Origin of the sequence: Lujinxingia sediminis, assembly GCF_004005565.1 — a bacterium.
In the GTDB taxonomy this organism is placed as follows: Bacteria; Myxococcota_A; Bradymonadia; order Bradymonadales; family Bradymonadaceae; genus Lujinxingia; species Lujinxingia sediminis.
The window spans coordinates 70,395-83,474 of record NZ_SADD01000008.1 but is presented as its reverse complement, the minus strand read 5'-3'; the positions used below and the strand labels follow the sequence as shown (position 1 = coordinate 83,474).

The 13,080-nt window shown below is 63.3% G+C and carries 9 protein-coding genes; 4 read left to right on the top strand and 5 right to left on the bottom strand.

Annotated elements, in window-relative coordinates:
• Window positions 1–108: 108 nt before the first annotated feature.
• Entirely contained in the window at window positions 109–813 is a 705-nt protein-coding gene (locus EA187_RS13890) for a hypothetical protein (RefSeq protein WP_115606963.1), read from the bottom strand.
• A 308-nt stretch (window positions 814–1,121) separates the two neighbouring features.
• Between EA187_RS13890 and EA187_RS13885 the strand changes: the two genes are divergently transcribed.
• The 3 genes from EA187_RS13885 to EA187_RS13875 are packed head-to-tail and all read left to right on the top strand — an operon-like array spanning window position 1,122 to window position 3,699.
• Window positions 1,122–2,231: a hypothetical protein gene (locus EA187_RS13885; RefSeq protein ID WP_115606965.1), complete on the top strand. Its 1,110-nt coding sequence runs from the start codon at window positions 1,122–1,124 to the stop codon at window positions 2,229–2,231.
• Between the two features lie 48 nt (window positions 2,232–2,279).
• A complete protein-coding gene (locus EA187_RS13880; RefSeq protein ID WP_127780653.1) occupies window positions 2,280–2,561 on the top strand; it encodes a hypothetical protein in 282 nt (93 codons plus the stop codon).
• Window positions 2,551–3,699, top strand: a complete 1,149-nt coding sequence (locus EA187_RS13875; RefSeq protein ID WP_127780652.1) for a hypothetical protein — start codon at window positions 2,551–2,553, stop codon at window positions 3,697–3,699. The genes EA187_RS13880 and EA187_RS13875 overlap by 11 nt, the downstream gene beginning before the upstream one ends.
• Before the next feature lie 89 nt (window positions 3,700–3,788).
• On the opposite strand, the gene EA187_RS13870 is transcribed toward EA187_RS13875, so the two are convergent.
• The 4 genes from EA187_RS13870 to epmA form a co-directional block, all read right to left on the bottom strand.
• Window positions 3,789–5,519: a carboxypeptidase regulatory-like domain-containing protein gene (locus tag EA187_RS13870; protein WP_127780651.1), complete on the bottom strand. Its 1,731-nt coding sequence runs from the start codon at window positions 5,517–5,519 to the stop codon at window positions 3,789–3,791.
• 279 nt (window positions 5,520–5,798) lie between these two features.
• Window positions 5,799–7,601 carry a DUF6178 family protein gene (locus EA187_RS13865; protein ID WP_115606971.1) on the bottom strand — a complete coding sequence of 601 codons (1,803 nt, stop codon included), beginning with the start codon at window positions 7,599–7,601 and terminating at the stop codon, window positions 5,799–5,801.
• Entirely contained in the window at window positions 7,570–9,213 is a 1,644-nt protein-coding gene (locus EA187_RS13860) for a lysine--tRNA ligase (protein ID WP_127780650.1), read from the bottom strand. Before EA187_RS13860 ends, EA187_RS13865 begins: the two co-directional genes overlap by 32 nt.
• A gap of 255 nt (window positions 9,214–9,468) precedes the next feature.
• Window positions 9,469–10,746: an EF-P lysine aminoacylase EpmA gene (gene epmA, locus EA187_RS13855; protein WP_127780649.1), complete on the bottom strand. Its 1,278-nt coding sequence runs from the start codon at window positions 10,744–10,746 to the stop codon at window positions 9,469–9,471.
• 225 nt (window positions 10,747–10,971) lie between these two features.
• Between epmA and EA187_RS13850 the strand changes: the two genes are divergently transcribed.
• Entirely contained in the window at window positions 10,972–12,765 is a 1,794-nt protein-coding gene (locus tag EA187_RS13850; RefSeq protein ID WP_127780648.1) for an AMP-dependent synthetase/ligase, read from the top strand.
• The last annotated feature ends 315 nt before the right edge of the window (window positions 12,766–13,080 follow it).

Below are 13,080 nucleotides of genomic sequence, written 5' to 3'. Positions count from 1 at the left end.
GAGCGATCCGGGAGGGCGAGGCGTTAGAGAATGAATCCCAAAAGAGTGGATACCCTAGCGCAAGTTCGCCCGCAGATCATGCGCGCGCTGCACCCTGGCTGCCCGACCTCAACCTTCAGGCGCCCAGGGCGTCACACCTTCCGGTGCCGCGCCGCAGGGGTGCAGTCCCACTTGATGCCAGACGCGGAAGGCATGAAAGTTCTCATCGATGGTCAACAGCACCCGGTCGCGAAGGCCGGGCATATCATCCCAGGCACCTTCGGGCTCGGGGAGTTCCTCGCCACGCAGTTCCTTGAGACGGCGATCGGCCATCTCTTCTAAGATGCGGAATTCATTGTCCATAAAGCCGAACCAGTCGTTGAGCTGGCGGCGAAAGACGCGCTCGCGCAACACGGCGTCTTCGACCTGCTCCGAGACTTCGCGATGGCGCGAGCGAAATGCCGCGGCCGTCTCGCGCACCTGATCAACGTTGGCCTCCGTATCACCGAGAACGTTGTCTTCGATGAAGGCCTCCCGCTCCTCATAATCGGCGGCGAATGTGGTGACCTCGTCGATGATCCCCCGACAAACCGGATCGTTGGTCACCGCGAGCACCTCTTGCTCGCCGGCTTCCACCTGGAGGTTGGACTGCAGGAGCGTGTCGGTGTTGGTCGCTATCCACCAGGCCACAAAGCCCAGCGCGCTGCCGAGGATCAGGGTGAGCACGGTGGTACGCAGCAGGCGGCGATGCTCCTCGGCGCGCAGTTCATCGAGTGCGGCGTCCACATCGACGTCCTCAACGGAGTCCACCTGCGATTTCTCATCCTGATCCATAACGTCTCCTGCCGAGTTCACACCCTGTCGGGCGCGAGGGGAACAGTCACCCCTGGATGCATCTTCCATCGGATGCAAAGCGACCGGGCGGAATCTTAGACCAGGTCGCCCGTGTTGTCAGTCCGACTCAGGCGTGCTATCCGAGCGAGCTTTAAGGCCCGGTTTTCCACGGCGCTCTTGCACTCCCCAGCTCACTGAATAAGTGCCCCCAGGCTCGGGTTGTACCCCCGAAAGACGTTCGGGGTCACCGGTCCATGCAGCGCATCACCGGTCCCGGCCACCCAACCTCGTAACCGACAGGAAGCCTCTTGAACACGACGATTTTCCTTCAACGTCACCTTGATGCCACCGACGAGGAGATTCCTCGCCTCATCGAAATGGCGACCGCTGCGCTCTCCAGCAGCACGGATTATCCCGGCGGCTCCGGTAACGAGGAACGCCTCTGGCGCTACCTTCAGTACCCTTACTATCTGGGGCTTTTCGCCCAGCGAGTGGTCGCCGCCGAGGGTATCTCGCCACACGTCAAAGAGAAGCTCAGTCATGCCGTGCTGCAGATCAATATGCATCTGGAGCAGGGCCAGGAGCCCGGACCGGGACTCTTTCAACTGACCTCCTGGCTGGCCCAGGCCGGCCTGCTCAGCCACGACGACTACCTGGGGCTGCGCAAAGGGATTATCTGGCTTCCGCGCCTGACCGACAATTACGTGGAAGACGCCGAGCTGATCATGCCGGCCTGCGACGGGATCTTCCGCGATCCGCAGATCCGCCGCGAGCAAATGATCGAGCTTGTGCTGATGATCCTTACCGCCAAAGAGGCCATCGGCGATCAGGGCCGGGTGATCTTCGATCATCTCATGCAGCTCACCGCGCTCAACAAGAGCCTCAAGCGCGAGGTCTGCCAGATCGTGGTCGAGCACGCCATTCCCTTCCCTCGTGGCGAGTACCAGCACCCCATTGAGACGAGCGCCGCGGAGCAAGATCGCCTGAGCATTCGCTTTTTGCCCGGTGGCGTGCGTCGCCTCTCGGTGGTCTGGCTGGCGCGTCTGGGCAAAGACTCCATGGAGTTGCTCAAGCGCCTGCTCAAGCCCAACACCGTGCGCGGCCACGGCGGCGACCAGGTTGCCAGCGGTGCGCTCGACCTGCTCGACGAGCAGTGGCAGGACATCCCCGAAGAGACGCGACTGGGGCTGCTTCGCAAGGCCGCCGATCTTCCCGACACTGCCGTGCGCAAGCGCGCTTATATTCTCGGTGAGAAATACCTCGGCCTGGACTTCTTGCGTCAGGCACTCGACGACAAGGCCAAGAGCCTGCGTGAGTGGGCCGAAGATCGCCTGGAGCGCCGTGAACGCGGCGAGCTGGCAACCGAAGAAGATCTGGCCGCTGAGCTGATGGAAGAGCTTGAGGAAGACGACGAATAAGTCCGTCACTCCTCATCTTCCTGACTTTCTCTGAGCGTCGGGAGCGTGATGCCAACCTGGAAGGTGCGCGCCGACCGGCGCAAAGTGGAGCTTGAGCACCTGTGCGATGAGCTTGAAGCCCTGGGTGCGAGTGTGCGCGGGCTTGAGGTCGTGCTGCTTGCTCGTCCGCATTTCTGGGACGCCCCCGATAAGGGGGCGTTTCGCGACTTTGTGGAGGTAGGCGCCATGACCCACGATACCCTCGGTGCGCTCGAGATTGTGGCCGAAGAGCTCATCGCCACGTTTGGCTGGACCATCGATTTTGCGCGAGAGGTGGACGATGCGAGCTGATATCGAGAACTACCAGCCCCCCACACCCCAACTTCAACAACGCGATGGCGAAACCTGGCTCGCCTTTATGGGCGACGCTCTGGCCGCGCCCGGGGAAGCTGTCGCGCTGATTACCCCCGACCACCCCACCGCTTATGCGGTGGTGGTGGCCCATCCGGGAGGACGTCGCGCCCGGTTATGGATGCCGCAGTGGCCCGAGTGGTGCGCGCCCGGCATCAACCTTGAAGCCACCGGGCAAAAGGCCGCACTGGGCCTGAGTCCGGGTGGCGTCGTGGAGCTTTCGTCCACGCATATTCTGCCTCGCGCCGAAGGTACCACTCCCCTGTGGCCGGAGCGCGTGGCGATGAGTGAGCTGGAAGGCAAAAGGGAAGGCATCGACGTGGGGGTCGACGTGCTCGACCTGATCGCGCCGCTGGCTCGCGGCGGCATCAACCTCATCATCGACACCCGCGAGAAAGCAACATCGCCCTCAAAGCTCTTCTGTGCGCTGGGGCAACGTGTAAGAGAGCAACTCGTCAGCGCGTACGGCCCCCTGCATACCCTCGATATGACGGGACATCTCCAGGCTCCCGACACCCGGGTGGTGACCGGCACCTCGCCAGGGGAGCAGGCCAGCGCGCTGCGCCTTGCTGTGGCGCTGGCCGCCTCCTTGCGTCATCGCACCTCCACCCTCAACCTGCTCACGCTCCCCGACCTTCAGCCCTTCACCCACACCCACGCCCCCGAGGCGGTGGCCCGAGGTGTCGGGATGGCCGAACTTGTGGACATGATCAGCGAGCAACTCGTCTCGCTCCACGACGCCAGCCACACCACCCTGCTCTACCTGCGCGTCTCTCCCGAATTGGGCGGGCTGGGCGACATCATTGAGACTCTGGATCTGGGAGCGGTCGATGCCCAGATCATCATCGGCCCCGATGGCACCTTTGAGCCGGGGCGCTCGCACTCCCGGGTGGAGCTCGGAGAAGATGATGAGCGCCGCCGCCAGGCCGCCCTCTCTGCACTGGCACAGGGCGCGCGCGCTGCTGAACGGGCGGCGATCTTCGGTGATGAGGAGCTCGACGATGAGGAGCTCGAGAGCATCCGCCGCGCCCGCGCGCTGCGTGTGAACCTGAGCGAAGCGCTCACCGCGGAAGATTGAACCTCATCATGACCTCATGAAAAAAGCCCCGGCCTACCAGGCCGGGGCTTTTTCTTTCGGGTACCGAGTTCGCGTCGTAGCGCCGAAACTCAACGCCGGCGACCTCCCGGCACGCCCAGCAAAAAGAGCATCAGCGTGAGCAAAAGAGGTGCCGGAAGGCCCGGCGCCGCCTGGCAGCCTCCGCCCACGCCGGAGGACGCGCTCAACACACTCATCTGCGACTCACCGCCGGCCCAGGAATCCCCCGAGGTGCCCCCGTCGCCAAACCCGGAGTCATCCACGCCGACATCGGCCCCATCAACGTCGGGAGCGTCACCGCCGGCGTCCACCGGATCTTCGGGCTCGGGCTCGGGCTCAGGATTGGGCTCCGGCGCCCAGGTCGGATCGACCTCCAGGCGGATGCTTCCCCAGTTGGTGACACCGGCCTCCAGCGTCTTCTCCAGCGTGGCGCTATGATACCCCGGTGCGCTGGCCTCAATGGTGACCTCGCCCTCCGAGAGGAGCACGCGATCAAAGTTGTAGGCACCGTTGGACCCGGCGGTATCCTGCTGGCCGTCGCTCAAGCGCACGGTGGCACCGGCGATGGCGCTGCCGACTTTATCTTCAGGATCTTCATACACGTAGCCGGTCAGTCGCACGGCCGGGTCACTGCCAGCGGAGGCCAGCGTTCGGAGCTCGGTGTTGGGCTGATAATGGTCGAGCATCCAGGTGTAGGTCTTGCCGCTGGCCGCCCACGAGATCGCGCCCCACTGGCAGATGCCTCGCACCAGGCAGCGGTCGCTGCCGGCGACGTTGGGATTGTCTTCGTGCGCCGCGCAGCTGTTGTGCCCGCACCAGCTCCCCGCACATGCACTCGTAGGGGCGTTATCGTCCACAAGCGCGCTCTGATACATCGGGCGAGTGCCGTGCTTGCCGCAACTCGCCGCGTATTCGTACTTGTCGAGGGTGGTGGGTGAGCCGCGCTTGACCATGATCAGCTCGGAGACCGCCTCGGCAGCGTCGGTGGTAATCGTGAGGCGTTGATCGTCGTAGCGCTGGTTGCAGGCCGTATCGTCGATATGAAACCAGGAGTAATTATGCGGCGGCACCGAGCGCCCCAACTCACGGCGGTTGCCCGGGCCGTAGCGCAGCACAAAGTAGAGCCCGTAGCTGCGCGCGGCGATGGCGAAGGCTTTATACACCTCGCTGGCACCGGCCAGGCTACGGAAGACGCCAATCTCCGGGGGAAGCACCCCTTTGACGTACTCATCGAGCGTCATCTCATCGATGGCCACGATCGGGTTGGAGCTGTCCGTGCAGCCATCACCACCGGTGTGGTCGGCGCGCCGCCCCACGCGAATGATCGGCGGCTGGGAAGCCGGGATCTCATAGAGCGCGCTGGCCAGCTCCGGAGCGCTTCCCCAGAGACGCCACAGCTCCAGCGGACCGGCCGGGTCGTCGATGCGCCCCGAGGTTGAGGGGAGCCCCACCGGATAGGACGCCGCCGGCACGCCCCGATCATAGAAGTCCGAGGTGTAGACGTAGGCGCGCGCCGGACGCACCTGCGGCACGCGCTGGTGGACCAGGCGGCTCTCGTGAACCTCACCGAAGACCGGCGCCTCAATCGAAAGCTCGTACTCCCCTTCTGGAAGATCAAACTCCCAGCGTCCTTCGGAGTCGGTGGTGACCCGGACGTTCAAACCCAGCACTTCGACTGTGGCTCCCTCAATGGGGGTGTCCGTCCAGCCGTCGGCCAGCCGTCCGCTGAGCTCATCGGCAAAGGCCTGCGAGGTCGGTAGCAGCACAAAAAGAGCGATGAGGGCGACGAGGATCTGGCGCATGAACCTCTCCCTGAGGCGGGGTCGAAGATCGGGGTGGACCGGCTGAACGTCGCGGTTGCACCCACATCATACCACACCTGTGGCCGCCGGTGCCACTTTCGCACGACGGCCTCGGTCCCCCCCCCTGTGGACCACGGATTCGGCCGCCCTACCACACCGCGAGCCGATGGTAATGGCGGCAACGTTGAGAGCAAGGCGCACACCGCAGACGAAGCCTTCGCAGCCCGAGACACTCTCAACGCCGCAGACCGACGCCGCAACACCACCAGCTCAGGCGTACTATTCGGCCGCCACGAGCAACACCTCGGTGTAGGGCTCCGCGCCGATGAACTCGCTGACCTCAGCGAGTTCATCGACCAGCTGCGCCAGTGTCTCGCGCAGCCAGCGCGTGGCCAATCCACTGGTCGCCGGCGGAAGCTCCACCAGAATCGGTCCGATCACCGGCTCAAAAAATCCGATCGGATCGTCACCCCAGGGGGCCTGCCGGAGTTTCTGTGGAAGCTCGCGAAGCTCCGCTTCCGTCAGCCCGCGCACCCAGGGCTTCCCGGCGATCAGGTGGGTGGCCAGCGAGGTCGCAAAGAAGACATCGAAGCTGGCCTGGTCGGCCTCATTGACCAGCTTGTCGTTGTAGAGGAGCGCGGCCAGATCTTCGACCCGATGACGCGTCACCCCGAAGAGCCAGAGCTGCTTAAAGGCCAGCATCCCGATGCGAAGCGCAGCCTGATCGACCTGCGACTGCGTATGGAAGATATCAAAGGTCGCACGATCGGCGGCATACGTCGGCCGCACCGCACTCAGGCCCTCAAAGAGCGCGGCCTCATCGGGGTTGAGCAGCGAGTAGGGCAGATCTTCAACGAGCGTGAGCGTGGGACGCTGCTCAAGCTGCGCAGCTTTGAGTTTGAGGTTGTGTGCCAGCGAGTAGCCCACCTGAAAGAGCTGTCGCAGCGGCACCGTGCGGATCACCCGCTCCGCCCGCGCAAGCTCGGTGCGGGAGACAAACTCCAGCCCCAGACTCAGGTAGCCTCCGGTGCGACGCACCACCTCCCTGCCCGTCTCGATCTCGCCGGGCTCAATGCCGTCGGCGATCATCGTGCGGTTGTTGAGCGCGGTCAGCTCGGCGGCGATGCGCTCGATGAGCGCCTCATCCTCAAGCGCATCGACGACCGTGAAGAAGAAGAGGCGCTCATCGAGGTTCTCCACCAGCACCCGCGGCACATCAAAGGTTTCGGGGGCAGCAAGCTGGACCTTGGCCTCGATGTCGCCCTTCTCCCAGCGCTCGCGAAAACGCACCGGGTTCAGGTAGCCGTAGACGGCCAGCGCCTCGGTGCGCGCCACATAACCGAACTCCTCCAGACGGCTCGTGCGCCACTGCAGCGCCATCTCCTCCATCTGCGAGGTCAGCTCCCAGCGCACCGCCTCAAAAAGCGTCCAGGCCATCGCCGGGTCCACCTCGTAGAGACGTTTGACCAGCGCGCGCATCAACGCGGCGATGTCTTCATCGTCGGTGTAGACGAGCGCGTAGGCGTTGTCCGGGCTCAGCTCCACCCGGTCCGGGAGATGATCGGGGATGCCCTCCTCCGGATCGAGCACCTCGACGGCCTCGATATGCGCCTTGAAATAAAGCGCGATAACCTCCGGATCGAGCTCGCGGATCACCTTTTTTAAGCGCCCGTCGTCGGCCTCGGCCACCAGTACCGCCATCCAGGTGGCCATGCGGCGGCCGCTCAAGTGGTCGCCCTCCCAGCAGTCCAGGTCAATGATGACCTGAATCTGCTCGGGGCTGGCGTAAGGCACCAGATCGACGCCCTGATCAAACCCCGCCTCTTTAATAAGCCGAAAGAGGCTGTGCGGATTGACGCTCGGAATGAAGGCTTCCGCATCGGGACGATCGAGGATGGCCTGGATCTGCTCAACGGGATTGCCCGGCCCAAGCGAAGTGTCCTGACCGGCGATCAACGCCCGGGCGATGCCCGGGCTTGTACGATGCGGGTTCAACTCGACGATCTTATCGTTGCTCATGATTCGCCCTTTGAGATGCGTGGAGACGTGCTCAGGCGTCATCGCCGCCGTCAGCGCTGACATCTTCGGCCTCTTTCTGCGCGATGCGCTCATCGATCAACGCCAGGGTCTCCTTGACCCCGTAGAGGTGAATAAAGGTGCCCAGGCGCGGGCCGCGATCCTGGCCGAGCAGCATGCGGTACATCGTCTTAAACCACTTGCCCAGTGCCACCCCCTGATCTTTGCCGGCGGAGTAGGTGGCTGACTGCAACTCTTCAGCGTCGTTGCCCTCGTAGCCGGCCAGAAACTCGCGCAGCTGATGCACACTCGGCATCATCTCGTCCGGCGGAAGCTCATACTTTTTGGTGGGAACGATGAAGTCCCGATAGTAGCGGGCCGCGCGGTCGATCATGTCGTCGATCACAGCATCATCGGCCTCGGAGTGGGCATCGTAGCGCTGCAGGTACTCGCGGATGATCGCTTTGTCGCCGGTATTGAGCACGCTCACCAGGTTGAGGATCATCGAGTAGGTCAGATCGCTCTCAAAGCCGAGATCCTGGCCGGCGTCGATCTTATCGTACTCAATGAAGGTGATCGGGTTGTTGATGCGCTCGTCCTCATCGGCGCGACCGAACTCGGCGCGGGCCTGCAGGTGGTCGTCGGTGGAGCGGGGGATCACGTCGAAGTGCAGCTTTTTGGCCTTGGTGGGGTTCTGAAAAATGAACCAGCTCAGGCTCTCGAGCGTGCCGTACTGCAGCCACTCGTCGATGGTCAGACCGCTGCCGACGCTCTTGGAGATCTTCGCCCCGTTCTCATCCAGAAAGAGCTCATAAAACATGCCCGCCGGCGGCTCGCCGCCGAGCACTCGCACGATCTTCGCGGAGAGTTCGGCAGACTCAATGAGGTCCTTGCCGTACATCTCGTAGTCGACGCCGAGCACATACCAGCGCATCGCCCAGTCGACCTTCCAGCCGACTTTGACATTGCCATCGGTGACCGGGACGGTGTCCTGATTGCCGCAGGACTCAATGCCGCGGAAGGACTTATCGCAGGTGTAGGACACGGTGCCGGCGTCAGGATTTACGCCGGTGATGCGGGTGGTGTAGACCTTGCCGCACTTGCGACAGATGGGAAAGAAGGGGCTCCAGTCCGCGCGCTTCTCCTGGCTGAGCGTGGGCGTAATCACACCGCGCACCTCCTCATACTTCTCCAGGATGCGCGTGAGGCCGGGGTTAAACGCGCCGCTGCGGTACTGTTCGTTGGACGAGACGAAGTCGTACTCAAAGCCGAACGAATCCAGAAAACGGCGCAGCTGCGCGTTCATGTAGCCCGAGAAGCTATCTTCCTCGCCAAAAGGATCGGGGATATCACAAAGCGGCTTGCCCAGGTGCTCGGCGATGAGCTCCTGGTTGGGCATGTTCTGCGGAACTTTTCGTAGGCCGTCGAGGTCGTCGCTAAACGCCACCAGGCGAGTGGGGCGACCGGTGAGATGCTCGTAGGCTTTGCGTACCCAGGTGGTGCGGGCGACCTCGGCGAAGGTGCCGATATGTGGCAGGCCGCTGGGGCCAAAGCCCGTCTCAAAGAGCGTGGGTTTATCGCCCTTCTCGTCGCCGGATTTGGTCTTCTCGACGCGCTCCACGATTTTGTGGGCTTCGCGGTAGGGCCAGGCTTTGAGGTGTTCGGGCAACTCACTCATGGTGCGCTCTCGGTGGTACGGGTTAGCCAGATTGTGCTGGAAATAAGGATACGGAGGCCGCGCGCCGGGGCGTCGGCGGCGGCACTGTAGTGGGGCCATTTCGACAATGCAACCGGGTCTGTAAGGCCACCTGACGCGCCTGTGATGGCGGTATCAACGGCCTCCCGAAACTCCCGGTACGAACCGACCTTTCAGGGAGCGCTTCACCCACCCCGCGCATTCCACGGCAATGCGTTTTGCCCCCCGGTGAACGGGTCAGGGCCAGTCCACAAGCTCGCCGGCCTCCGTCCGCCACAGCGCAAAGGGGGCCACGTCACGGATCGACGCGGTGCCCAGCTGCAGCATCAGCAGCCGGTCCACTCCCAGCGCCACCCCCGAGGAGGGAGGCATGCCAAAGCGCAACGCCTCCAGAAAGGCCTCCGGCATCGGCAGGCAGGGCAACCCGCGGGCCTTGCGCGCGCGGCTGTCCTCCTCAAAACGCGCGCGTTGCTCCTGCGCGTCGGTTAGCTCGCCAAAGCCGTTGGCCAGCTCCACGCCGTCGACGTAGAGCTCAAAGCGCTCGGCTGTGCGCGCATCGTGCGGACTTTTGCGAGCCAGCACCGCCAGCGGTGCGGGCCACTCGGTGACGAAGACCGCCCCCATCGTGGCGATAAAGGGATCGATATGTTCAACGACCAGCGCAAAGAAAAGGTCATCCCAATGCGTCGTCTCACATAGATGCGGGGGGAGAAGATCGAGACGATGAACCGTCTCGCGCAGCGGCTCCAGGGTGAGGGTGTCCAGGATGTCGAAGCCGCAGGCCTCCCTGACAACCTCCTGCATGGTCACGCGCGGAATCGGGCGTAAGAGCGGACGCGCACTCCCGGCGTGAAGCGTCTGAGCGACGAGCTGCTCGACGTCGTCCATGATGGCATCCAGGGGCTCCCAGGCGCGGTACCACTCCAGAAGACTGAATTCGGGATTATGTCGCGCGGTCACCTCGCCATCTCGCCACACTCTGGCACGTTGGTAGATCCGCTCGGCGCCTTCGCAGAGAAGGCGCTTCATGCTGAACTCTGGCGAGGTATGCAGGTAGCCCGTTCGGGGAAGGTGCGGGCCGTCGAGATGCACGGTGGCCGCCACCGGGGATAGATGCACATCGGTGCCCGGGGCGCGCACCCAGGCCGGCGTCTCGACTTCCAGAAAGTCGCGGAACTCAAAGAAGTGGCGAGCCTGCCGGTTAAACCTGGCGCGAGCCTCAAGGGCCCGGCCCAACTCGGTGGTGCGGTCAGCGGTGAGGCGAGTGGGGCCGGTCTGGGCGTGGGCGATGACCCTCCATGATGCTACCGTGATCTGCTCGCCATCGCGCTGGCCGGCGAGCTCCACCAGGGCCAGATGCTCCGAAGCAGCGGGCTCCGCAGCGTTGAAAAACACAAGACTGTAGCGGCGGTGAAGATTTCGCAGCTCCCAGCCCTGATCCGTTTGCACCAGCCTGCCTCGCGTCTGAACACTGGCATGATCGGGGAGTCGGTCAAGTCGTTGGGTATCGGACATAAGTCTCGCACACAGCTGGAGTTATCGACACGATGTAGCCACGCCCAAAGCCGGTTCAGGGCACCTTGCGCACCTCCGCATTGACGGCTAGATTGGCGGGCTAAGAACAGCTTGTCGAATGGTGATGGTCAAGGAAGCCGTGGTCCAGATTGGCCACGCACGCTCAGATGTCTACGGCAGGATGAGCGTCGAGTGCTAACGCGTATTGCGAAATTGGAGTGATCGATGGCCAAAGAGTTTAAGAACCTCGTCGAGATTTTGGAGCATAGCGTCGCGACGTATAAGTCGTCTCCGCTCTTCGGTACCAAGACCGGCGGAAGCTACAAATGGACGAGCTACGGTGAGTTCGGCGTGCAGGTCGAGCAGTTCCGCGGTGCGCTGGCGGATATGGGCGTGCAGAAAGGCGACACCGTTGCGGTCATCGCCAACAACCGCGTGGAATGGGCCGTCGGTGCTTACGCCACCTACAGCCTGGGCGCGCGCTACTGCCCGATGTACGAGGCCCAGCTGGTCAAGGACTGGACCTACATCCTGCGCGACAGCGGCGCGAAGGTCGCGCTGGTGGCCAACCAGGTGATCTACGATCAGGTCAAGCCGCTGATCGATGAGCTCGACTCGCTGGAACGCGTGATCTACTTCGACGGCCCCCGCGACTCCGAAGACAGCTACCAGACACTTCTCGACCACGGCGCGAAGACCCCGGCGGCGGTCGTTCACCCCGACGAAGACGATGTCTGCGGGTTCATCTACACCTCCGGGACCACCGGTGACCCCAAAGGCGTGCTGCTCAGCCACAAGAACATCATGAGCAACGTCAACGGCGTGCATCAGCTTCTGGAGATTGGCCCCGACGATGTCAGCCTCTCCTTCCTTCCCTGGGCCCATAGTTTTGGCCAGGTCGTGGAGCTGCACTGCCTGCTCTCGATGGGCGCGGCGCTGGGCATCGCCGAGAACGTCAACACCATCATCGAGAACCTCTCGGAGGTTCGCCCCACCCTTCTCTTTGCCGTGCCGCGGATCTTCAACCGCATCTACAACGGCGTGCAGCAGAAGATGGAGGCCGAGGGTGGCATCAAGCAGATGCTTTTCACCCAGGGCATGGCCAACTCCGAGGCGCTGCGGGGGATGCGCGAACGGGGTGAGTCGGGCGGTCTGACCGCGATGATGAACAAGTTCTACGACAAGCTGGTCTTCTCGAAGGTGCGCGCGCGCTTCGGCGGCCGTCTTAAGTACGCGTTCAGCGGCGGTGCGGCGCTCAGCCCCGAGGTGGCCCGCTTCATCGACAACCTCAACATCACCGTCTACGAGGGCTACGGCCTGACCGAGACCTCACCGATTGCCACCTGCAACTCCCCTGCCAATCGCAAGATCGGCAGCGTCGGCCGGCCCATCCCGGGCGTGGCGATCACCATCGCCGATGTTGAGGGTTACCCCTCCGGCACCGGTGAGATCTGCGTGAAGGGGCCCAACGTGATGCAGGGCTACCACAACCTCCCCGAGCAGACTGCCAAGGTGCTCGACGAGGACGGCACCTTCCACACCGGCGACCTCGGCCGCGTGGACGAAGATGGCTTCGTCTGGATTCTGGGCCGCGTCAAAGAGCAGTACAAGCTGGAGAACGGCAAGTACGTGGTGCCCGGCCCCATCGAGGAGCAGCTCAAGCTCTCGCCCTACGTCAACCAGGTCATGGTCGAAGGCACCAACAAGGCCTACAACGTGGCGTTGATCGTGGTGGACCTGGAGAACCTTAGCAACTGGGCCGACAAAAACGGTGTGCCCCGCGATGAGCTTCTGACCCATCCGAAGGTCAAGGAGCTCTACCAGAAAGAGATCGATCGGGTCAGCGCCTCGCTCAAGGGTTATGAGCGTCCCAAGCGCTTTGCTCTGATCGAAGAGGAGTTCAGTGCGGATAACGACATGCTCACGCCCAAGCTCAGCGTGAAGCGTCGGGTGGTCATGGCGCGCTACGGCGACATGATCAACAACCTCTACAACGACGATAAGACCGCTGCGGCGTAACATGTACCCGGAGTGAGCGTTGTGCGGGGCGAAGATGCCGCGCGGCGAGCTATCTCAGGCATGAGCCGACTCCCGAGGTCGGGTTCATGCCTGCATCAAAAAGCCCCCGCTGACCCAGGGTCAGCGGGGGCTTTTTGATGGTCGACGCGTTGTGCTCCCCACCCGTCATCCGCGGCTCTCCCAGGGATGGAGAGCCATAAAACGTTCAGGCAATGCGTACCGCAGGTAGAAGGTGGCTTTGTGTCGAAGGCCTGCTCTTACCGAAACGCTGCTATAGGCAGGGCCTGCAAACGAAGCGGCCTGCTCACGCGCATC